At 60.3% G+C, this 22,085-nt stretch carries 20 protein-coding genes; 10 read left to right on the forward strand and 10 right to left on the reverse strand.

Annotated features, from left to right (window positions below; translation table 11 throughout):
- Nucleotides 1-6: 6 nt before the first annotated feature.
- The gene (mfd, locus tag PSH96_RS08215) at nucleotides 7-3,456 is read right to left on the reverse strand and encodes a transcription-repair coupling factor (protein ID WP_305458616.1); all 3,450 of its coding nucleotides are present in this window, start codon (nucleotides 3,454-3,456) and stop codon (nucleotides 7-9) included.
- A 340-nt stretch (nucleotides 3,457-3,796) separates the two neighbouring features.
- On the opposite strand from mfd, the gene PSH96_RS08220 reads away from it, so the two are divergent.
- Nucleotides 3,797-5,260, forward strand: a complete 1,464-nt coding sequence (locus PSH96_RS08220) for a glyceraldehyde-3-phosphate dehydrogenase (RefSeq protein ID WP_305458617.1) — start codon at nucleotides 3,797-3,799, stop codon at nucleotides 5,258-5,260.
- A gap of 162 nt (nucleotides 5,261-5,422) precedes the next feature.
- On the opposite strand, the gene PSH96_RS08225 is transcribed toward PSH96_RS08220, so the two are convergent.
- A complete protein-coding gene (locus PSH96_RS08225; protein WP_058419623.1) occupies nucleotides 5,423-6,721 on the reverse strand; it encodes an MFS transporter in 1,299 nt (432 codons plus the stop codon).
- Nucleotides 6,722-6,995: 274 nt separating this feature from the next.
- Nucleotides 6,996-7,538, reverse strand: a complete 543-nt coding sequence (locus tag PSH96_RS08230) for a chalcone isomerase family protein (RefSeq protein ID WP_305458618.1) — start codon at nucleotides 7,536-7,538, stop codon at nucleotides 6,996-6,998.
- 235 nt (nucleotides 7,539-7,773) lie between these two features.
- Here PSH96_RS08230 and sthA point away from each other — a divergent pair, with 235 nt between their 5' ends.
- Complete coding sequence (sthA, locus tag PSH96_RS08235; protein WP_003189670.1) at nucleotides 7,774-9,168, forward strand: Si-specific NAD(P)(+) transhydrogenase; 1,395 nt, start codon at nucleotides 7,774-7,776, stop codon at nucleotides 9,166-9,168.
- A 42-nt stretch (nucleotides 9,169-9,210) separates the two neighbouring features.
- Here sthA and PSH96_RS08240 read toward each other — a convergent pair whose 3' ends face one another.
- Together PSH96_RS08240 and PSH96_RS08245 are read right to left on the reverse strand one after the other, a co-directional pair.
- Nucleotides 9,211-9,933: a glycerophosphodiester phosphodiesterase gene (locus PSH96_RS08240; RefSeq protein WP_305458619.1), complete on the reverse strand. Its 723-nt coding sequence runs from the start codon at nucleotides 9,931-9,933 to the stop codon at nucleotides 9,211-9,213.
- Nucleotides 9,934-9,977: 44 nt separating this feature from the next.
- Entirely contained in the window at nucleotides 9,978-10,556 is a 579-nt protein-coding gene (locus tag PSH96_RS08245) for a PilZ domain-containing protein (RefSeq protein ID WP_058419625.1), read from the reverse strand.
- 94 nt (nucleotides 10,557-10,650) lie between these two features.
- Between PSH96_RS08245 and PSH96_RS08250 the strand changes: the two genes are divergently transcribed.
- The 3 genes from PSH96_RS08250 to PSH96_RS08260 are packed head-to-tail and all read left to right on the forward strand — an operon-like array spanning nucleotide 10,651 to nucleotide 13,897.
- Entirely contained in the window at nucleotides 10,651-11,901 is a 1,251-nt protein-coding gene (locus tag PSH96_RS08250) for a lipoprotein-releasing ABC transporter permease subunit (RefSeq protein ID WP_065929190.1), read from the forward strand.
- A 7-nt stretch (nucleotides 11,902-11,908) separates the two neighbouring features.
- Complete coding sequence (gene lolD, locus PSH96_RS08255; RefSeq protein ID WP_020372695.1) at nucleotides 11,909-12,592, forward strand: lipoprotein-releasing ABC transporter ATP-binding protein LolD; 684 nt, start codon at nucleotides 11,909-11,911, stop codon at nucleotides 12,590-12,592.
- Between the two features lie 60 nt (nucleotides 12,593-12,652).
- Nucleotides 12,653-13,897, forward strand: coding sequence for a lipoprotein-releasing ABC transporter permease subunit (locus PSH96_RS08260; protein WP_305458620.1), 1,245 nt, complete (start codon nucleotides 12,653-12,655; stop codon nucleotides 13,895-13,897).
- 120 nt (nucleotides 13,898-14,017) lie between these two features.
- Here the strand turns inward: PSH96_RS08260 and PSH96_RS08265 are convergent, their stop codons facing one another.
- Nucleotides 14,018-15,373 carry a heavy metal sensor histidine kinase gene (locus PSH96_RS08265; protein ID WP_305460011.1) on the reverse strand — a complete coding sequence of 452 codons (1,356 nt, stop codon included), beginning with the start codon at nucleotides 15,371-15,373 and terminating at the stop codon, nucleotides 14,018-14,020.
- Nucleotides 15,370-16,050 (reverse strand): heavy metal response regulator transcription factor, encoded by a 681-nt coding sequence (locus PSH96_RS08270; RefSeq protein WP_058419626.1) that lies wholly within the window; start codon nucleotides 16,048-16,050, stop codon nucleotides 15,370-15,372. The genes PSH96_RS08265 and PSH96_RS08270 overlap by 4 nt, the downstream gene beginning before the upstream one ends.
- Before the next feature lie 156 nt (nucleotides 16,051-16,206).
- Between PSH96_RS08270 and PSH96_RS08275 the strand changes: the two genes are divergently transcribed.
- The gene (locus PSH96_RS08275; RefSeq protein WP_305458621.1) at nucleotides 16,207-16,737 is read left to right on the forward strand and encodes a cupredoxin family protein; all 531 of its coding nucleotides are present in this window, start codon (nucleotides 16,207-16,209) and stop codon (nucleotides 16,735-16,737) included.
- A 66-nt stretch (nucleotides 16,738-16,803) separates the two neighbouring features.
- A complete protein-coding gene (queF, locus tag PSH96_RS08280; protein ID WP_305458622.1) occupies nucleotides 16,804-17,634 on the forward strand; it encodes an NADPH-dependent 7-cyano-7-deazaguanine reductase QueF in 831 nt (276 codons plus the stop codon).
- A gap of 137 nt (nucleotides 17,635-17,771) precedes the next feature.
- On the opposite strand, the gene PSH96_RS08285 is transcribed toward queF, so the two are convergent.
- Nucleotides 17,772-18,038 carry a DUF4404 family protein gene (locus PSH96_RS08285; RefSeq protein ID WP_017137441.1) on the reverse strand — a complete coding sequence of 89 codons (267 nt, stop codon included), beginning with the start codon at nucleotides 18,036-18,038 and terminating at the stop codon, nucleotides 17,772-17,774.
- 110 nt (nucleotides 18,039-18,148) lie between these two features.
- Complete coding sequence (locus tag PSH96_RS08290; RefSeq protein ID WP_305458623.1) at nucleotides 18,149-18,757, reverse strand: HAD family phosphatase; 609 nt, start codon at nucleotides 18,755-18,757, stop codon at nucleotides 18,149-18,151.
- 222 nt (nucleotides 18,758-18,979) lie between these two features.
- Between PSH96_RS08290 and PSH96_RS08295 the strand changes: the two genes are divergently transcribed.
- On the forward strand, nucleotides 18,980-19,669 hold the full coding sequence (locus tag PSH96_RS08295) for a VacJ family lipoprotein (protein ID WP_236373658.1): 690 nt from the start codon (nucleotides 18,980-18,982) through the stop codon (nucleotides 19,667-19,669).
- Between the two features lie 62 nt (nucleotides 19,670-19,731).
- Here the strand turns inward: PSH96_RS08295 and PSH96_RS08300 are convergent, their stop codons facing one another.
- Nucleotides 19,732-20,028, reverse strand: a complete 297-nt coding sequence (locus tag PSH96_RS08300; protein WP_236373659.1) for a PilZ domain-containing protein — start codon at nucleotides 20,026-20,028, stop codon at nucleotides 19,732-19,734.
- Between the two features lie 276 nt (nucleotides 20,029-20,304).
- Between PSH96_RS08300 and rssB the strand changes: the two genes are divergently transcribed.
- Both rssB and rssC read left to right on the forward strand, forming a co-directional pair.
- The gene (rssB, locus tag PSH96_RS08305) at nucleotides 20,305-21,486 is read left to right on the forward strand and encodes a two-component system response regulator RssB (RefSeq protein ID WP_069788603.1); all 1,182 of its coding nucleotides are present in this window, start codon (nucleotides 20,305-20,307) and stop codon (nucleotides 21,484-21,486) included.
- Nucleotides 21,486-21,968, forward strand: a complete 483-nt coding sequence (gene rssC, locus PSH96_RS08310; protein WP_010212025.1) for an anti-sigma factor antagonist RssC — start codon at nucleotides 21,486-21,488, stop codon at nucleotides 21,966-21,968. Before rssB ends, rssC begins: the two co-directional genes overlap by 1 nt.
- Nucleotides 21,969-22,085 lie beyond the last annotated feature (117 nt).

Raw genomic sequence — 22,085 nt, forward strand, 5'->3', positions numbered from 1 at the left:
CGTCCTTCAAGCAGATTTCGGGATGAGGCGCTCAAACAGCGCCTCCAGGGTATTAAAGCGTTCTTCGGCACGCTCCATCGGCACCATGAATTTGAACAGCGTAGCCCCTTCGAACTTGTAGCGGTTGGGTTGGCCCTGAATCAGTTTGATCAGCACCAATGGGTCCACCGGCGTTTGCGCCTCGAACTCGATGCGCCCACCCTGCGGCCCGGCGTCGACCTTCTTGATACCCAGTTGTTCGGCCTGCAATTTCAGCAGCGTCAGGCGTACCAGGTTCTTGGTTGGCTCGGGCAGCAGGCCGAAGCGGTCGATCATCTCGACTTGCAGGTCCTTGAGGCCTTCTTCGTCGGTGGCCGAGGCGATGCGCTTGTAGAGAATCAGCCGCGCATGCACGTCGGGCAGGTAGTCTTCGGGAATCAACGCCGGCAAACGCAGGTTGATTTCCGGGCCGCCGCCCAAGGGTTGGTCGAGGTTCGGTTGTTCGCCTTTGCGGATGGCTTTTACTGCGCGTTCGAGCATCTCCATATACAGCGTGAAACCCACCGCCTGGATCTGCCCGCTCTGGCCGTCGCCGAGCAGTTCGCCGGCGCCACGGATTTCCAGGTCGTTGGTGGCCAGTACAAAACCGGCACCGAGGTCCTGGGTATTGGCGATCGCTTCCAGGCGCTTTTCGGCATCGGAGGTGATCTGTTGGCGCGGCGGTGTCAGCAGGTAGGCATAGGCCTGGTGGTGACTGCGACCCACACGGCCACGCAGCTGGTGCAATTGCGCCAGGCCGAATTTGTCGGCGCGCTCAATGATGATGGTGTTGGCGCTCGGCACGTCAATGCCGGTCTCGATGATGGTCGAGGCGATCAGCACGTTGAAGCGCTTGTGGTAGAAGTCGCTCATGACTTGTTCGAGTTCACGCTCGCGCATCTGCCCGTGGCCGATGGCGATGCGCGCTTCCGGCACCAGTTCGGCGAGGTCGGCGGCGCATTTCTCGATGGTCTTCACGTCGTTGTGCAGGTAGTAAACCTGCCCGCCGCGCAGCAGTTCACGCAACAAGGCTTCCTTGACCGTGCTTTTGTTCTGCTCCATCACAAAGGTGCGCACCGACAACCGCCGTGCGGGTGGGGTGGCAATGATCGACAGGTCGCGCATGCCCGACACGGCCATGTTCAGCGTGCGTGGGATCGGCGTTGCGGTGAGCGTCAGAATGTCGACTTCGCTGCGCAGGGCCTTGAGCTGTTCTTTTTGACGCACGCCAAAGCGGTGCTCTTCGTCGATGATCACAAGGCCCAGGTTCTTGATCTTCACGTCGTCCGACAGCAGCTTGTGGGTGCCGATCACGATATCAATCTTGCCCTCGGCCAGATCGGCGATGGCGGCGTTGACTTCCTTGGCGGATTTGAAGCGGCTCATCACTTCCACCGTCACCGGCCAGTCGGCAAAGCGGTCGCGGAAGCTGTTGTAGTGCTGTTGGGCGAGCAGGGTGGTCGGCACCAGAATCGCTACTTGCTTGCCACCGTGCACGGCAATAAAGGCCGCGCGCATGGCCACTTCGGTTTTGCCGAAGCCCACGTCGCCGCACACCAGGCGGTCCATTGGCTTGGGCGCAAGCATATCGGCGCGCACCGCTTCGATGGTGGTTTGCTGGTCCGGGGTTTCTTCGAAGGCAAAACCGGCGCTGAAGGTGGCGTAGTCGGCTTTCGGGTCGGCGAACGCATAGCCTTCGCGCGCAGCACGGCGGGCATAGATGTCGAGCAACTCGGCGGCCACGTCGCGTACTTGTTCGGCGGCTTTGCGCTTGGCTTTTTGCCAGGTCTCGGAGCCCAGGCGGTGCAACGGCGCCAGCGCGTCGTCGCTGCCGGTATAGCGTGCGATCAGGTGCAGGCTGGCCACTGGCACGTAGAGCTTGGCGCCTTCGGCGTATTCCATGGTGAGGAATTCGGCGGCCTGGTTGTCGATCTCCAGGGTCTGCAAACCCAGGTAGCGGCCCACGCCATGGTCGATATGCACCACGGGCGCGCCTTCGCGCAGTTCGGTGAGGTTCTTGATCACCGCGTCGTTGTTGGCGTCGGTGCGTTTTTCACGGCGCCGGCGCTGCATCACGCGCTGGCCGAACAACGGGCTTTCGGCGATCAGTGCCAGGGCCGGGTCGTCCAGCAACAAACCTTCGTCCAGCGGTGCGATGGTGATGGCCAGGCGCTCTTTGCTTTTGACAAAGTCCGGCCAGCTGTCGACGGTTTTCGGGCGCAGCTTCAAGCGCTCCAGCAGCTCCAGCAGCACTTCGCGACGGCCGGCGGATTCGGCGGTAAACAGCACACGGCCTGGGAAGTCGCCAATGAAATTCGACAGCGCTTCCAGTGGCTGCGTGGCTTTGGCCTGAATTGCCAGGTCCGGCAACGTGCTCGCCGGGAAGCGCTCGCGGCCACTGCCGGCGTCCACGTCCTGCTGGCTGGCAACCACGCGCGGCCAGTTTTTCAGGCGGGCGAAGCAGTCTTCCACCGGCAGGAACAGTTCGGCGGGCGGCAATAAAGGCCGCGACGGGTCGACGCGGCGCTCTTCGTAGCGGTTGCGCACATCGTTCCAGAAGTTTTCCGCCGCCTGCTCGATGCCCGGCAGCGAGAACACTTGGGTGTCTGCGGGCAGGTAATCGAACAGGGTGGAGGTTTCATCGAAGAACAGCGGCAGGTAGTACTCGATACCGGCCGGGGTAATCCCGCTGCTTAAATCCTGAAAGATCGGGCAGCGGCGGAAGTCGACGTCGAAGCGTTCGCGAAAGCGCGCCTTGAAGCGCGTGACCGCGTCTTTTTGCAGCGGGAATTCCCGCGCCGGCAGCAGCTTGATCGACTCTACCTTGTCGATGGAGCGCTGGTTGTCCGGGTCGAAGGTGCGCAGCGTCTCGATTTCGTCATCGAACAGGTCGATGCGGTAGGGCAGTTTGCTGCCCATCGGGAACAGGTCGATCAACGCACCACGCACCGCAAACTCGCCGTGTTCGTACACGGTGTCGACGCAACGGTAACCGCTGGCTTCCAGGCGCGTGCGCATCTGCTCCACATCGAGCTTCTGGCCGACATCCAGCACCAGGCTGCTGCCGAGCAGAAACTTGGTCGGCGCCAGGCGGTGCAGGGCGGTGGTGATCGGCACCACGAGCACGCCGTGGGCCAGTTCCGGCAGGCGGTAGAGGCTGGCGATGCGCTGGGAGATGATGTCCTGGTGCGGCGAGAACAGGTCGTAGGGCAGGGTTTCCCAGTCGGGGAAATGCAGCACCGGCAAATCGGGGGCGAAGAAGCTCAGCTCCTGCTCCAGCCGTTCGGCGCTTTGGCTGTCGGCGGTAAGCAGCAGGGTAAAGCGCTTGGCTGCGCTGGCAGCCTCGGCAATGGCCAGGCTCAGGGCGGCACCGGGCAGGTTGCCCCAGTGCTGTTTACCTGCCGCGGCAGGGAGAAGCGGTAGACGCAGAACGGGCACGGAAGGTTGAGCTCCAAGCGTTGCGACAAAGTCGGTAATTGTAGCGGTCCAAGGTGCCGCCTGTCAGTTGCTGACTGAGCCTATTAGGGTTTGCAGGAAATGTAGTGGCTAAGACAAACAATGGCGGGTTTTGACTCAATATGTAGTGCCATTTTGCGTGGATGTTTCGGAGGGTTACGGACAAGTTGGCACAATCGCGGCATGGGCGGCCTGCTGAAACCCGCGTGTTTCCTGGCTTGTAGCGGGGTGGTATTTTTTTGCAAGGGCTTTTTGTTGTGCTCGGCGCATTGCTCAACGGGCAGTCGGACGACATAATGTAGCCCCTTTTTTCTGCCCCTACATGTGGAAGGTTCCCGTGACTCAGAAGCCCGACCAGTGTCTTGGTGAATGGATCGACCGTGAAGCACTCGCTGAAGCGATGATTCCGCTTATCGGTCAGCTGTACCGCAATAACAATGTGGTGAGCTCGATCTATGGCCGCAGCCTGATCAACCAGTCTGTCATCGCGATTCTCAAAGCGCACCGCTTTGCGCGTCACCGTTCCGCCGACGACAGCGAACTCTCCGTCCACGAAACATTCCCACTGCTTAAAGCCATGAGCGAGCTCAAGCTCGGCGCGGCTTCGGTAGACCTGGGCAAGTTGGCTTACAAGTTCCGCAAGGAAGGTGCCGGCCGCAGCGCCGAGCAGTTCGTGCGTGAGAAAATGGCCGATGTGGTTGGCCAGCAAAACGCCGCTGCCCGCAAAGGCACCGACGTGGTGTTGTACGGTTTCGGTCGTATCGGCCGCCTGCTGGCGCGCATCCTGATCGAAAAAACCGGTGGCGGCGACGGCCTGCGCCTGCGTGCCATCGTGGTGCGCAAAGGCGCCGAGAACGACCTGACCAAGCGCGCAAGCCTGTTGCGTCGCGACTCGGTACACGGCCCGTTCAACGGCACCATCGTCATCGACGAAGAAAACAACACCATCACCGCCAACGGTAACCTGATCCAGGTGATCTACGCGAAGAACCCGGCCGAGGTGGATTACACCCAGTACGGCATTAAAGACGCGCTGCTGGTGGACAACACCGGCGTATGGCGTGATGCCGAAGGCCTGGGCCAGCATCTGGCCTGCCCGGGTATCGACCGCGTTGTGCTGACTGCGCCTGGCAAGGGCAAGCTCAAGAACATCGTGCACGGTATCAACCACGGTGAAATCACCGCTGACGACAAGATCGTGTCCGCCGCTTCGTGCACCACCAACGCCATCGTGCCGGTGCTGAAGGCTGTGAATGACAAGTTCGGCATCGTTAACGGTCACGTTGAAACGGTTCACTCGTACACCAACGACCAGAACCTGATCGACAACTTCCACAAAGGCGATCGCCGTGGCCGTAGCGCCGCGCTGAACATGGTGATCACCGAGACCGGTGCCGCCACCGCTGCTGCCAAGGCCCTGCCTGAGCTGGCCGGCAAGCTGACCGGTAACGCGATCCGTGTACCGACGCCGAACGTGTCGATGGCCATTCTCAACCTGAACCTTGAGAAAGCCGCCACCCGTGAAGAGATGAACGAGTACCTGCGCTACATGGCGCTGCACTCCGACCTGCACAAGCAGATCGACTTCGTTAACTCGCAGGAAGTGGTTTCCACCGACTTCGTGGGTTCGCGCCACGCCGGTGTGGTCGACGCTGAAGCGACCATTACCCAGGACAACCGCGTTGTTCTGTATGTTTGGTACGACAACGAGTTCGGCTACAGCTGCCAGGTGGTTCGTGTGATGGAAGACATGGCCGGGGTTAACCCGCCAGCATTTCCGCGCTAAGCCTTAGCGGTAAATGAAAAAGCCCCGACTGGTTCGGGGCTTTTTTGTGTCTGTTGGTTTTGTATTGAATGTCAGGGCCTCATCGCAGGCAAGCCAGCTCCCACCTTTGACTGTGTTCAAACGTCGAAATGTGGGAGCTGGCTTGCCTGCGATAGCGGACTATCAGGCGCCGCCAACCACCGAAGCCTGCGCCGTCCGCAATTCATGCCGATTGCCTTTAAACAGCACCAGCGTCGCAATCAACCCCAACACCGCCGCGCCACTCAGCCAAATTCCCGGCGCCGCCTTGTTATCCAGCACATGGATCAGATAAGTACAGGCCGCCGGCGTAAACCCACCAAAGGTCGCCGTCGCCAGGCTGTAAGCCAGCGAAAACCCGGTGGTGCGCACTTCAATCGGCATAATCTCGGTAAGCGCCACCACCATCGCCCCGTTGTACGAGCCATACAGGAACGACAACCACAACAGCACGATCAGCAGATGGCTGAAGCTCGGATTCGCCACCAGCCACGACAGCGCCGGGTACGCCGTGAGAATCGCCAGAATCGTCGCCCCTAGCAGTAAGGGTTTGCGCCCGATCTTGTCGGACACCGCGCCCATCACCGGCAGCCAGATAAAGTTGGAAATGCCCACGCACACCGTGACCAGCAACGCATCGAAGTCGGACAGGTGCAGTTCGGCCTTGCCGAAGGTCGGGGTGTAGGCGGTGATCAGGTAGAACGACACGGTGGTCATCACCACCAGCGCCATGCCGGCAATGACAATGCCGAAGTTCTGGCCGATCGAACGCACGATTTCCTGCAGGGTAGGGCGGTGTTTACGCGCCTGGAACTCAGGGGTTTCTTCCAGCGAACGGCGAATCACGAAGATCACCGGCACGATCAGGCAGCCGATCAGGAACGGTACGCGCCAGCCCCAGTCGCCCATCTCTTCGGGGCTGAGCCAGTGGTTGAGGCCCACGCCGAGCAAACCGGCGAACACCACCGCAGCCTGTTGGCTGGCGGACTGCCAACTGACAAAAAAGCCTTTGCGGCCCGGCGTGGCGATTTCCGCCAGGTACACCGACACACCGCCCAGCTCGACGCCGGCGGAGAAACCTTGCAACAAGCGGCCAAACAGCACCAGCAACGGCGCCGCAACGCCCAGGGTGGCGTAGCCGGGCACACAGGCAATCAGGATGGTGCCCGCAGCCATCAAGGCCAGGGTGATGACCAGACCCTTTTTACGGCCGTGGCGGTCGATGTAGGCGCCGAGGAAGATTGCGCCCAGTGGCCGCATCAGGAAGCCGGCGCCGAAGGTCGCAAGCGACAGCATCAGCGAGGCAAAGGCGCTGTCGCTGGGGAAGAAGGTTTTGGCAATGGCCGTGGCGTAGAAGCCGTAGACCATGAAGTCGAACATCTCGAGGAAGTTGCCGCTGACAACGCGAAAAATCGCCTTGCCCTTGCCCGTGGTAGTGGACATGTCATGCACTCATTCTGGCTATCTTATTAGTGATCCCTGGTCATCATTCGTCCTTGCTGCAGTTTTGTAACCATATGTGTATTAGCCACTACCGGCAATAAAAATTGATAGCAAGCTGACTAAATGCGCAGTTGTCGAGGGCAATCAAAATCAAATGTGGGAGCGGGCTTGCCTGCGATAGCGGTGTGTCAGTCCGCAAATGAGTGGCTGACCCACCGCTATCGCAGGCAAGCCCGCTCCCACAGGGGGTATTTGGTGTTTTTTGGGGTGGTGGTTAGTTCAGGAGGGCGTTGCGCAGGCTGTCCGACAGGCCTTTCGGCGCCAGCCAGATACCGAGGTAGGCTTTTGCCAATTCCTCGTTACGACTGCTGAACACCACCTGCTCATTAATCTCCAGATTCAGCCCGCGCCCAGGGCGAAAATCCAGGGCATAACGATCGCCCGTGCGGATGTTGCGGAAACTGGCGTGCAGTGGGTCCAACTCTGGCTTAAGCCGGGCGAGGGTTGCAGCGGATTGCTGGCGTTCGAGGGTGGCCGTAGCGGCCTTGATCACATCATTACGGTCGATATCGCGAAAGTAATACAGCGCCAGGCGCACCTCGTTTCGCTGGGTCCAGGCCTGTTTGGCGCTGACGTCTGCCGGGGCATACAGCGCGGCCGCGTACACATCCGCCCAGAGATACACCAGCACCGCCTGGTTTTTCAGCGCCAGTTCATGAGACTGCGCCGGGAAGCCAGCCTGTTTGAGCCGGTCCGCCTCATTGGCATGCACCGCAAACGAAAAAATCATCATTAAACACAAAACCACATGCCGCATAATGGCCCCGCCTGCGAAGGTGCGTGTCAGCAGTGTAATGCCAGTTTGCAGTTCCTGTAGTAAAGGCAAGACTGGCCTACGACGCGACCAAGGGTTAATGTGCGCGGCGTTGAGCCTTATATAGACTGTGCCCCGGCTCACACACTTGAGCCAAAAATTTCCTTCATGCCCGCTGGCCGCGGCATGATTTAGCCAGGCGTCCAACCGTACGCCTGGCCTGTTCTGAGGAGTACGCATGGCTGTCTACAACTACGACGTAGTGGTACTGGGTTCCGGCCCGGCTGGAGAAGGTGCGGCAATGAACGCCGCCAAAGCGGGGCGCAAGGTGGCGATGGTCGATAGCCGTCGCCAGGTCGGCGGTAACTGCACCCACCTGGGTACCATCCCGTCCAAGGCCTTGCGTCACTCGGTGCGCCAGATCATGCAGTTCAACACCAACCCGATGTTCCGGGCCATTGGTGAGCCACGCTGGTTCTCGTTCCCGGACGTATTGAAAAGCGCCGAAAAAGTCATTTCCAAACAAGTCGCTTCCCGTACCGGCTACTACGCCCGTAACCGCGTCGACCTGTTTTTCGGCACCGGCAGTTTTGCCGACGAGCAAACCGTCGAAGTGGTCTGCGCCAATGGCGTGGTCGAAAAACTGGTGGCCAAGCACATCATCATCGCCACCGGTTCGCGCCCGTATCGCCCGGCGGATATCGATTTCCACCACCCGCGTATCTACGATAGCGACACCATCCTGAGCCTGGGCCACACCCCGCGCAAATTGATCATCTATGGCGCCGGCGTGATCGGCTGTGAATACGCCTCGATCTTCAGCGGCCTGGGCGTGTTGGTGGAACTGGTCGACAACCGCGACCAGTTGCTGAGCTTCCTCGACTCGGAAATCTCCCAGGCGTTGAGCTACCACTTCAGTAACAACAACATCACCGTGCGCCACAACGAAGAGTACGAGCGGGTCGAAGGCCTGGATAACGGGGTGATTCTGCACCTCAAGTCCGGCAAGAAGATCAAGGCCGACGCCTTGCTGTGGTGCAACGGCCGTACCGGCAACACCGACAAGCTGGGCATGGAAAACATCGGGGTCAAGGTCAACAGCCGTGGCCAGATCGAAGTGGACGAGAACTATCGCACCTGCGTACCGAACATCTACGGTGCCGGTGACGTGATCGGCTGGCCGAGCCTGGCCAGTGCCGCCCATGACCAGGGCCGTTCGGCCGCCGGCAGCATCGTCGACAATGGCAGCTGGCGCTACGTGAACGACGTGCCGACCGGGATCTACACGATTCCCGAGATCAGCTCGATCGGCAAGAACGAGCACGAACTGACCAAGGCCAAGGTGCCTTACGAAGTCGGCAAGGCGTTCTTCAAAAGCATGGCGCGTGCGCAGATCGCCGGTGAGCCGCAAGGCATGCTGAAGATTCTGTTCCACCGTGAAACCCTTGAGGTTCTTGGCGTGCATTGCTTCGGCTACCAGGCCTCAGAGATCGTGCACATCGGCCAGGCGATCATGAACCAGCCGGGTGAGCAAAATACCCTCAAGTACTTTGTAAACACCACGTTCAACTACCCGACCATGGCCGAAGCCTATCGGGTAGCGGCCTACGACGGCCTCAACCGGCTTTTTTGAGCGGCTCCGGCCGGTGGCCTGAGCCGGCCGGGGAGACCGATTTCAGTAATTCTCGAGGGTGGCAGTGGCCAAACCGGGAAAGTCTGTAATCAGGCTATCTACGCCGAAGTCGGCGAGCCTGCGCATCAGCGCAGGTTCGTTGACCGTCCACACGGACACGTGCAAACCCTGGCGCTGGGCTTTTTCCAGACGCTCGGGGGTGCACAGCGTCCAGTTCAATGCCAGGTATTCACAGCCGTAGTTCTGCGCGACCTTCAACGGGTCGAGCCAGGCGTATTCGGCCACCAGACCGCGTGACAGGTCCGGGGTGAGTTCCACCGCTGCTTTTAATACTTCCCGCGAACTTGAAGTGACGGTGACCTTGTCCATCAGGCCATGTCGCACCGCCATCTCGCGGATCGCCAACACGGTGGTCGCGGCACGGGTGCGTGAGGCGCTTTTGACTTCCAGCTGCCAATGATCGAAGTCGCACTGTTCGAACAGTTCTTCCAGACGCGGAATCGGGCACGGTTTGACCCAACCTGGGCCACCTTTGCGCGCGTCCATCTTCGTAAGGTCCGCCGCCGAATACTCGACGACTTTGCCGCGCCGGTCGGCGGTGCGCTTGAGGGTCGGGTCGTGGATCACCATCAACTCGCCGTCCATGGACAGGTGCAAGTCCAGTTCGCAACGGCGTACACCGTGCTTGAGGCACTCCTGAAAGCTGGTCAGGGTGTTTTCCGGTGCTTCGCCTTTGGCACCGCGGTGGCCGTAAATCAGGGTCACAGTTGCTCCTTTGCGCCAGATAGCCTGGCGTAGTCAATACGTATTCAGAGGTCGTCGCTTTGTTCCCGCGCCAGACGGCGTTCCTGGGCCTGTTTCTGCAGGATATAGCGCGCCAGCAACTGGCGTTGGGCGTCGGTCATGGATTCGAACTCCGTGCCCACGTCAAAACCATCGCCCTTGGGGTCGCAATGCGTCACACGTGCGCGCAACAGCAGGCCCAACGCCTGGGGCATCAGCACCAGTTTGACCGCCAGATGCGCGCCGGGCGCCAGGGGCGTGGGGTGCTGGAAGTCGATGCCGCCTTCGGAGATGATCACCGGCTGCGGCGCGCCGACCTCGTCCAGCAGACCACGGGCCATGATCTGGCTGAGCAGATCCACGCGTTTGTTCTGGACTTTGAGGAAGGCGGCCAGGCTGCGATCTTTCTCGCTGATCTGGCGCAGCAAGTGCTGGGCTTCGAATTCGCTGAGGTGCAGTTCGCTGAGCAGATTGAACAGCGGGGAATCATCCAGCAACACTTCCTTGCTCGCCGCTTCCGGGGCAGACAGTGTGCTGATTTGAAGTGCGATCATGTCGTCGATACGGTAGTATTCGCGGCGTTCTTCTTCATCTAATGTCGACATGGCGAACCCAAAGTAGCGGTAATGGTCTGAGTGTAAAGCTGCTTACCTGACCCCGCCACCGGGACGTCTTCTTTTCCTCCGAACAAGCCCCGACATGTTCAGACCTCTCTTCGTATTTATCGGCACGCGTTATACCCGTGCAAAGCGCCGCAATCATTTTGTGTCGTTCATTTCCCTTACCTCGATGATCGGGCTCGCCTTGGGCGTGGTCGTGATGATCGTGGTGCTGTCGGTGATGAACGGCTTCGATCATGAGATGCGCACCCGCGTGCTGGGCATGGTGCCCCACGCGACCATCGAGTCCGATGAACCCATCAACGACTGGCAAAGCCTGGCCGCCAAGGTCAAGCAGAACCCCAAGGTGGTGGCCGTTGCGCCCTTTACCCAGATGCAGGGCCTGCTGACCAACGACGGCAAGGTGCAGAAGATCCTGCTCAATGGCGTTGACCCGGCCCAGGAACGTAACGTGTCGATCATCGACAAGTTCATGTTGCAGGGCAAACTCGACGACCTGGCGCCCGGCAGCTTCGGCATCGTGATCGGCGACAAGGCCGCGGCCAAGCTCGGCGTGGGCATCGGCGACAAGCTGACCTTCGTCGCGCCGGAAGTCACCGTGACCCCGGCCGGCATGTTCCCGCGCATGAAGCGCTTTACCGTGGTCGGCACCTTCCACGTCGGCGCCGGCGAAATCGACGGCTACCTGGGGCTCACCAACCTCACCGACCTGGCGCGCCTGCATCGCTGGCAGCCGGATCAGGTGCAGGGCCTGCGCCTGAAGTTCAACGACCTGTTCGAGGCACCGCGCGGCGCCTGGGAAATCGCCCAGCACCTGGGCGACTCGCAGTACTACGCCCGCGACTGGACTCGCACCCACGGCAACCTCTACCAGGCCATCCGCATGGAAAAAGCCATGATCGGCCTGCTGTTGCTGCTGATCGTCGCCGTGGCCGCGTTCAACATCATTTCCACCCTGGTGATGGTGGTGAATGACAAGAAGGGCGATATCGCCATCCTGCGTACCCTTGGCGCCACGCCGGGGCAGATCATGGCGATTTTCATGGTGCAGGGCACCGTGATCGGCGTGGTCGGCACCTTGATCGGCACCGCCGTCGGCATTCTGGCCGCGCTGAACGTCAGCGCCGCCATCGCCGCGCTCGAAAAAGTCATCGGCCACAAGTTTCTCAACGCCGACGTCTACTTCATCGACTACTTGCCGTCCCAGGTTCAGGCCCAGGACGTGTTGATGGTGGGCGGCGCCGCGTTGCTATTGAGTTTCCTTGCCACCCTGTATCCAGCCTGGCGCGCGGCACGCACCCAGCCAGCACAGGCCTTACGTTATGAGTGAATCGGGCATGAGTGAAAAAGCTATTTTGAGCTGCCGCAACCTGGGCAAATCCTACGAGGAAGGCCCGGAGTCGGTGGTGGTGTTGTCCAACCTGCAGCTGGAGCTGCACCCGGGCGAGCGCGTCGCGATCGTCGGCAGTTCCGGTTCCGGCAAAAGTACCTTGCTTAACCTGTTGGGCGGCCTGGATACACCTTCCGAGGGCAGCGTGTGGCTGGCCGGCGAAGAGCTGTCGGCACTCGGTGAAAAAGCCCGTGGCCAACTGCGCAACCGTTCGCTCGGTTTTGTGTACCAGTTCCACCACCTGCTGCCGGAATTCACCGCACTGGAAAACGTGTGCATGCCGCTGCTGATCGGCAAGACCGCGATCCCCGAAGCCCGCCAGCGCGCCAAGGCACTGCTGGAGCGCGTCGGCCTCGGCCATCGCCTGGAACACAAACCGGCTGAACTGTCCGGCGGCGAGCGCCAGCGTGTGGCCATTGCCCGTGCCCTGGTGAACAACCCCGGCCTGGTGATGCTCGATGAGCCGACCGGCAACCTCGACTCGCACACCGCGCAAGGCATCAAGGACTTGATGCTGGAGTTGAGCACCCAGATGCGCACCGCGTTCCTGGTGGTGACCCATGACATGAGCATGGCCCGCCAGATGGACCGCGTGTTGCACCTGCAGGAAGGTCATCTGGTCGCCATCTGACCCGTTTCAAGCCTGGCTTTTTAAAGCCGGGCTTTTTCATTTTTTCAACGGTGCCCGCGAATGTTCAGACCGTTATCGATTTTTATCGGCACGCGCTATACCCGCGCCAAGCGCCGCAACCGTTTTGTCTCGTTTATCTCGATGACCTCGATGATCGGCCTCGCCTTGGGCGTGCTGGCGATGATCGTGGTGCTGTCGGTGATGAACGGCTTTCAGCGTGAAATGAGCACGCGCATTCTCGGCATGGTGCCCCACGCCACCATCGTCGGTGTGAACCCGATTGACAACTGGCAGCCCGTGGCCGCCGCCGCGCTGAAGAACCCCGAGGTCACGGCTGCGGTGCCATTCACACAGATGGACGGCATGTTCTCCTACAAGGGCGCGATGCAGCCGATCGAGATCAGCGGCGTTGACCCGGCCCAGGAAGGCAAGGTGTCGATCGTGGCCCAGCATATCGTGCGCGGCAAACTCGAAGACCTCAAAGCCGGCGAGTTCGGCGTAGTGATCGGCGACATCACCGCACGGCGCTTTCGCCTGAACGTGGGCGACAAGCTCACCCTGATCGTCCCGGAAATCAGCACCGCACCGGGTGGCATCACCCCGCGCATGCAGCGCTTGAACGTGGTCGGTATCTTCAAGGTCGGCGCCGAGCTGGATGGCTCCATGGCCCTGATCAACATGGCCGACGCCGCCGAGATCCAGCATTGGCAACCGAACCAGGTGCAAAGCGTGCGCCTGGCGGTGAAGGATTTGTACGCCGCGCCCAAGGTTTCGGCAGACATTGCCGCGAGCCTCGGCGCCGGCTACAAACCGGATGACTGGACCCACACCCAGGGCAGCCTGTTCAGCGCCATGAAGATGGAAAAGACCATGATCGGCCTGCTGTTGCTGATGATCGTCGCCGTCGCTGCGTTCAACATCATCGCCACGCTGATCATGGTGGTGAACGACAAAGGCGCGGACATCGCGATTTTGCGCACCATCGGCGCCACGCCACGGCAGATCATGGCGATCTTCATGGTGCAGGGCACGGTGATTGGTATTGTCGGCACCTTGATCGGCGGCGTGCTGGGCGTGATTGCGGCGCTGAACGTGAGTGAACTGGTGGGCTGGCTGGAGCGCGTGACCGGGCAGCATATCTTCAGTTCGGACGTGTACTTCGTCAGCAACCTGCCGTCCGAGCTGCAAGGCGGCGATGTGCTGCTGATTTGCTCGGCGGGGTTTGTGTTGAGCTTTATGGCGACGATTTACCCGGCGTATCGGGCGGCGAAGATTGAGCCGGCGCATGCATTGAGATATTCGTAAACTTTAAGGCCGCTATCGCAGGCAAGTCGAATCGTCGCACCGCAGCTCCCACCTTTTGATGTGTGAATACATTCGAATGTGGGAGCTGGCTTGCCTGCGATAGGGCCGGTACAGATTGCATCAATCCCCCTTGGGCAACTCGATCACAAACCGGGTCCAGCCCGCCCCAGATTCACAATAAATCCTCCCGCCATGCGCTCGCACAATCGACTGGGTAATCGCCAACCCCAGCCCCGCATGCTCACTGCTGCCTTCACGGCGCGCCGGGTCTGCCCGATAGAACCGATCAAACAATTTAGGTAATAAAGCCGCTGGAATACCTTTCCCGGTATTGGCGACAGTCAGCGTCACAGCCTGTGCGCTTTCCATAATCCGCACCCGTACCTCGCCACCCACCGGGGTAAACCGCAGCGCGTTATCCAGCAAGTTCGACACGGCCCGGCGCAACATACTGCGATCGCCCGCCGTTCGGGCCGTGCCCTCGCACACCAGATTAACCTGCGCGTCTTCGGCCAACAGCGCAAAAAACTCCAGCAACGCCTCCATTTCATCGTGCAGCGCCAGCGCTTCGCGCTTGGGCATCAGCAGGCCATGGTCGGCTTTGGCCAGGTACAACATGTCATTCACCAATTGTGCCATCCACTGCAACTCCTCCAGGTTGCTGTGCAGCGCCTCGCGGTAGTCCTCCAGCGGGCGCGGCTGGGTGAGGATCACCTGGGTGTGGGTCAGCAGGTTCGACAGCGGCGTGCGCAGTTCATGGGCGATATCGGCGGAGAAGGCCGAGAGGCGCTGGAACGCATCGTCGAGCCGCCCCAGCATCGCGTTAAACGCCTGGGCGAGTTCGGCCAACTCCACCGGCATGTGCGCTTGGGGCAAGCGTTGGGTCAGGGAGTGGGCCGACACGCCGGCCGCCACTTCACTCATGCGCCGCAATGGCCGCAGCCCGCTGCGCGCAGCCCACGCACCGAGCAGCGCGGTGGCCAGGGCGGACAAGCCGACCGTGAGCCAGATCAGCCGCTGCATGCGTTGCAGAAAGTGCTGGTGGTGCGTGATGTCGAGGATCAGCGACAGTTGCGGCGAGCCGGGTTGGCCCGCCAGCAACGGCGCGTTGTACACGCGGTAGTCGGTGCCGGCGTTTTGCAGGCTGTGCAGGCCGGGCGCTGCGGGCAGCGTGACGCTCGGCGCGCCATCAAACCAGCGTTGGCCGGCGGCACTGATGCGCAAGGCGAGGTCCGGCTGGCGGCTGAGTTCGGCACGCAGTTGCGCTTCTCGCTGAGTAAAGGACCCCAGTGAGTCGACACCCTTCAAGGTGCTGCGCAGCGCGATCAGTTTGCCGTCGAGCTGCTGCTGGTCCAGTTCGATAAAGTGCGCTTCGCTGGCCTGGTTAAACAACACGCCAGCGATGAGCGAGACCACCGCCGTGCAGCCGGCAAACAACAATGCCAGACGGCTGGCCAGGGACAGGCGCGCAATCAATTGCACCGTTCCTCCAGCACATAGCCCATGCCGCGCACGGTGTGGATCAACTTGGTGGGGAAGTTGTCATCGACTTTAAGGCGCAAGCGGCGGATCGCTACTTCGATGATATTGGTGTCGCTGTCGAAATTCATGTCCCACACCTGGGAGGCAATCAGGCTCTTGGGCAGCACTTCACCCTGGCGGCGCAGCAGCAGTTCGAGCAAGGCGAACTCCTTGGCGGTGAGGTCGATGCGCTGGCCGTCGCGCTCGACGCGGCGGCGGATCAGGTCCAGGCGCAGGTCGGCCAGTTGCAGCGCGGTTTCCTGCGGCGTGCTGCTGCCACGGCGCAACAGGCTGCGCACCCGCGCCAGCAGTTCGGAAAAGGCGAAAGGCTTGACCAGGTAGTCGTCGGCGCCCAGCTCCAGGCCATGCACGCGGTCTTCCACGGCGTCGCGGGCGGTGAGGAACAACACCGGGATTTCCAGACCGGCACTGCGCACGGCGTGCAGGATTTGCCAGCCGTCGCGGCCGGGCAGCATCACGTCGAGGATCAGCAGGTCGTAATCGCCGGTCAACGCCAAGTGCTGCCCGCTCGTGCCGTCGGCCACCAACTCGGTGGTAAAGCCAGCCTCGGTCAGGCCCTGGCGCAGGTAGTGGCCGGTTTTCGGTTGGTCTTCAACGATCAGCAGTTTCATGGGCAACTCTTGGCAACAGGTGACGATGGGCTTTATACCGTGGGTGGCAGCGTCAGGGCGCAACCTGACAAAGTTGTAATCTAGCAGTCAGCTGGCTGGCAGCAGGGCCATCTTAAAGTGCTGACCAAGCTGGACACACTTTTTTGGAGAAGCGTCATGGCGTTGCGTACACCTTTGTTTATGGCGGGATGTTTGTTGGCATTGAGCGTTAATGCAATGGCCGACGAGGCCCACACCTATGCGTTTGGCCAGCCGGCACCGGCCGATAAAGCCACGCGCACGGTGGAAGTAACCCTGCAGGACATTTCCTTTTCGCCCAAGACTCTGGACGTAAAGGCCGGTGAGACGGTGCGCTTTGTGCTGGTCAACAAAGGCCAGTTGCTGCACGAGTTCAACCTGGGCGATGCGGCGATGCACGCCGAACACCAGAAAGAAATGCTCAAGATGCAAGCCAGCGGCATGCTCACCGCCACCGGCATGGGCAAGGTGGACCACACCGCCATGGGGCATGGCGATATGGGCGATATGGGCGGCATGAAGCATGACGATCCCAACAGTGTGCTGGTGGAGCCGGGCAAGACCGCCGAGCTGACCTGGACCTTCACCAAGGCCACCGGTCTTGAGTTTGCCTGCAATATTGCGGGGCATTATCAGGCGGGCATGGTCGGCAAACTGACCGTTGAGTGAGGCGATTCTTAAGGGCGGGAGCAAAGGCTGGTAGACTGGCGCGGTTTATTTAGCCAGGTTTCCGCCATGCATCCCGCAGCCGAACATTCGCCGCTGGGCAAGTCCAGTGAATACATCTCTACCTACACACCTTCGTTGCTGTTCCCTATCCCTCGCGCCGCTAAATGGGCCGAGCTGGGCCTGACTGCCGAAACGCTACCTTATAAAGGCGTGGATTTCTGGAACTGCTTTGAACTGTCGTGGTTGCTGCCATCAGGCAAGCCGGTGGTGGCCATCGGTGAGTTCAGCATCCCGGCCGAGTCGCCGAACATCATCGAGTCCAAGTCGTTCAAGTTGTACCTCAACTCGCTGAACCAGACCGCGTTTGCCGATACGCAAAGCCTGGAAGCCACCTTGCGCACCGACCTCAGCGCCGCCGCCGGCCTGCCTGTGAGTGTGCGCATCCGCAGCCTGGCCGAGATTGAGGCTGAAGGCGTGATGGCGTTGCCGGGGGCGTGCATTGACAACCTGGACATCAGCGTCAGCAACTACGAACACCCGCGCCCGGAACTGCTGCGGTGCGACGACTCGCGCATCGTTGAGGAGAGCGTGCACAGCCACCTGCTCAAATCCAACTGCCCGGTCACCAGCCAGCCGGATTGGGGCAGCGTAGTGGTGGAATACCGTGGTCACGCGCTGGATCACGCCAGTTTGCTGGAATATATCGTGAGCTTCCGCCAGCACTCGGACTTTCATGAGCAGTGCGTGGAGCGCATCTTTTTGGACTTGCAGCGGTTGCTCAAGCCAGAGAAGTTGACGGTGTATGCGCGCTATGTGCGCCGCGGTGGGTTGGATATCAACCCGTATCGCAGCACGGAAGATGTGCAGTTCCAGAACGTGCGCCTGGCTCGTCAGTAAGCATCACGCAAAACTAAATGTGGGAGCTGGCATGCCTGCGATAGCGGCCCATCAGTCATGCATCGGGTGACTGATACACCGCTATCGCAGGCAAGCCCGCTCCCACATTTTGGTTCTGTGTTTGATTCTGGGCCGGGTTAGATCCCCATGTTGCCCAAGGTGATCATGATATTGCGCAATGTCCCGGAAATGACCGGGTGTTCAGCATCGAACTCTATGGCTGCTTGATTCACATCGTCGGAAATACTGGGTGTTTGGGTGGCCGGTTCAAGTTCGAGTTGTAATTCAAACTTGGCAATCAAGGCTTCCAGCGCTTCACGTTTTTCTTCAGACAGCGGCGGTTGCTGTTCCAACTGCCCGCGCAGGATGTTGACCTGTTCTTCAAGTTTTATGCGGTCAGGCATGACGTTCTTCCTTTTATCGATAGGCACTGGCATAGACCGCGGCTCGCCGTGAAAGGTCTACGGGCTGACCTTTAGATTAATCCACCGGCGCCTTGAGTGCATGATCTCTATCAGGGCTTCTCGCCTTTAAGCTGGCGCAGGCTGATATCCGCCAGGCAGGTGCCCAGCTCGCCAAGGTGATCAATCACCGAATGCACGCCCAAGCCATACAACGCCACCGTGGCTTTGCCGCGCTTTTGCTCGCGTTGCTGCTCGGTCAGCGCCTGCCATTGTTCCGGCGACAGGCCGCACAGCGAGCCGCAGGACGCCAGGCCGATGGTCCACAACCCGGCATTGAGGCCCGATTGCAGCAAACGCGGCTCGCCGCTGACCAGCACACAACCTTCGAGGCGTTCGATATTCAATTCCATCAACGCTTGCCAGCAGGCATGTGGCGCCGGCCAGCGGATCGAGGAGGGCGGTGTTGCCTTCACCCAGTCGGGCAATGCGGCCGACAGGGGGGTGGTCACCGAGGCGGGCAGTTCATCCAGCCAGGCGCAGGGCACGCCCTGGTCCTTGAGGCTGCGCAGAATCTTCAGCGCGCCGGGCGTGGCCTGGGAATCGGGGCAGGGCGAGTCGGTGCGGGCCTGGGAACCGAAATCCACCAGGCAGCCACTCAGGCCAAACAGCACGGCAGTCAAGGTGGGGGCGCTGGCTACGGCAATTTCGGCGTGAGGCATTTCGACTTCCCTGAAATAACTTCCTTGAAATAACTATCCTGAAACAGCGACGACGCTATCCGAGCTGCATGACAAGCGGATGACACTTGCCTGTTTGTAGGGATTTTGTGCATTTTGCGTCTGTCGATTCCTCGTTACTGCCTAAATCCGCCCATCCGTCATATACTGACAGTCTTATTCAGGGCATAGCGCCCATGACAGACCATTCAAGGAGCCAAAGCTATGCGCTGGAGCCAGTACTTCGCTCAGCTATCTGTGTGTGCAACCATCCTGCTCGCCCCGTTCGCGGCCCAGGCTGCGTCGGAAGACGATCCATGGGAAAGCGTCAACCGCCCGATCTTCACCTTCAACGACACCGTTGATACCTACGCCCTCAAGCCGATTGCCCAGGGTTATCAATTTGTAACCCCGCAATTTGTGCAAGACGGCGTCCACAACTTCTTCCGCAACATCGGCGATGTCGGCAACCTGGCCAACAACGTGCTGCAGCTCAAGCCGCACGCCGCCGGTGTAGACACCGCGCGCCTGTTGATGAACACCACCTTCGGCGTGCTCGGCTTTGTTGATGTCGGCACCAAAATGGGGCTGCAACGCAGCGATGAAGACTTCGGCCAAACCCTCGGCTACTGGGGCGTCGGCAGCGGTCCTTACGTGATGCTGCCGCTGCTGGGCCCAAGCACCCTGCGTGATGCGCCGTCCAAATACGTCGACAGCTACACCCAACCGTACCGTTACATGAACGATATCGGCTGGCGCAACAGCACCTTCGGCCTGAACATCGTTGATACCCGTGCCAGCCTGCTCGACAGCGAGAAGCTGATCACTGGCGACAAGTACACCTTTATCCGTAACGCTTACCTGCAGAACCGTGAGTTCAAGGTAAAAGACGGCAAGGTCGTCGACGACTTTTAAGTCGTGACGTTTTGAAATGAAAAAAAGGCGACCTCTATAGGTCGCCTTTTTTATGCGCGTTTTCAACGCATTTTCAAGATCCTGAGGCCCAGGTGCTGGCGCTCGCCGTCGCTTTTGGCCCACACCACCTCGGTGTCCGCTTCCAGGCCCGCAAGGGCGGCGTGCTCCGAATCGATGCGCACGGTCAGTGTGTCCCCGACCTGAAACTGGCGAGGGGCCTCAACCTGCATGCCGGAGCTGGAAAGGTCCACGCAAACCCCGGCAATCTCCTGCCCGGCGTGGATCAAAGACACATCGGCATCCACGCGCATGCGGATGAAATCGCGTTTTTCTTCGTAGCCGCGCTCATGTTCGCTCACGGGTTCCATCCTTACTTTGTGTTGTGGTGGTGACTGTTCTTATAACTCCCGGTGATTTGCGGTGTAAAGACGCCCGGCGACCATCGGCATGAGCTTGAAACCCCTGACGGATGGGAGTACCGTCTGCGCCTTAGAAGGGCACCTCTGCTTTACCGTTGTGCATGGGAGAAATCCCAATGCTTTGTAGGACAGAGAGGCTAGAAAGCGAATCCAGTACGTGAGCCCGGCCATTGCCGAGCCGCCTACGCCAACCTAATTCTGGCGCCGTTTGCCCACATGCAAAAAACCAGTGCCACGCTGCTGATAATCGATGACGACGAAGTAGTGCGCGCGAGCCTCGCGGCCTATTTGGAAGACAGTGGCTTCAGCGTCCTGCAGGCCAGCAATGGCCAACAGGGCCTCCAGGTGTTCGAGCGCGACAAGCCCGACCTCGTGATCTGCGACCTGCGCATGCCCCAAATGGGCGGCCTTGAGCTGATTCGCCAGGTAACCGAGCGTGCCCCGCAGACGCCAGTGATTGTTGTGTCCGGTGCCGGCGTGATGAACGATGCTGTCGAGGCCTTGCGCCTGGGCGCCGCCGACTACCTGATCAAGCCCCTGGAAGACCTGGCGGTGCTGGAGCACTCGGTGCGCCGCGCGCTGGACCGTGCTCGCCTGCTGCTGGAAAACCAGCGCTATCGCGAAAAGCTCGAAACCGCCAACCGCGAACTCGAAGCCAGCCTCAATCTGCTCCAGGAAGACCAGAACGCCGGTCGCCAGGTGCAGATGAACATGCTGCCGGTGAGCCCGTGGACCATCGACGAATTCAATTTTGCGCACCAGATCATCCCGTCGCTGTACCTGTCGGGTGATTTCGTCGACTACTTCCGCGTCGATGAGCGACGTGTGGCGTTCTACCTGGCCGACGTGTCCGGCCACGGCGCCTCTTCTGCTTTTGTGACCGTGTTGTTGAAGTTCATGACCACACGGCTGTTGTTCGAATCCAAGCGCAATGGCACCTTGCCGGAGTTCACCCCCTCCCAGGTGCTGGGCCACATCAACCGGGGCCTGATCAGCTGCAAGCTGGGCAAGCACGTGACGATGGTCGGCGGCGTTATTGATGAAGAGACCGGTCTTTTGACCTACAGCATCGGCGGTCACCTGCCGATGCCGGTTTTATACACTCCCGACAGTGTGCGTTACCTGGAAGGCCGTGGTCTGCCGGTGGGCTTGTTTAACGAAGCCACCTACGAAGACCACATCCTGGAACTGCCACCGACGTTCAGCCTTACGCTGATGTCCGACGGCATCCTGGACCTGCTTCCAGAGCCTACACTCAAAGAGAAAGAAGCCGCCTTGCCCCAAAAGGTCAAGTCGGCGGGCGGCAGCCTGGATGGTCTGCGGCAGGTTTTTGGATTGGCCACGCTAGGGGAGATGCCGGATGATATCGCCCTATTGGTGTTGAGCAGGAATCTTTGATGAGTACCGGAAGAATCCAATTCGCCGAGCAAGACGGGACCTTCGTCCTGAAGTTTGTGGGTGAAGTGCGCCTGACCTTGTGTTCGGCGCTGGATGCGACGATTGAGCGGATCTTCACCGCGCTGAACTTCTCAGCGATCGTGATCGATCTGACCGAAACCCGCAGCATCGATAGCACCACCCTGGGCTTGCTGGCCAAGTTGTCCATTCTGTCTCGGCAGAAGGTCGGCCTGTTGCCGACCGTCGTCACCACCCACGAAGACATCACCCGGCTGTTGCAGTCCATGGGCTTTGATCAAGTGTTCAACATCGTTGACCGCCCGATCCCGTGCCCGGAATGCCTGACCGACCTGCCTTCGCAAGACCAGTCCGAGGAAATCGTACGGGTCAAGGTGCTGGAAGCGCACAAGATCCTGATGGGCCTGAACGAGTCCAACCGCGAAGCCTTCCACGACCTGGTCAACGCGCTGGAGCGCCACTAGGCCCCAGACTTGAAACCCAATCCAATGTGGGAGCTGGCTTGCCTGCGATAGCGGTGTGTCAGCCACCTATTCATCACTGACCCACCGCTATCGCAGGCAAGCCAGCTCCCACAGTTT

Source organism: Pseudomonas sp. FP2338 (genome assembly GCF_030687515.1).
Classification (GTDB): Bacteria; Pseudomonadota; Gammaproteobacteria; order Pseudomonadales; family Pseudomonadaceae; genus Aquipseudomonas; species Aquipseudomonas salomonii.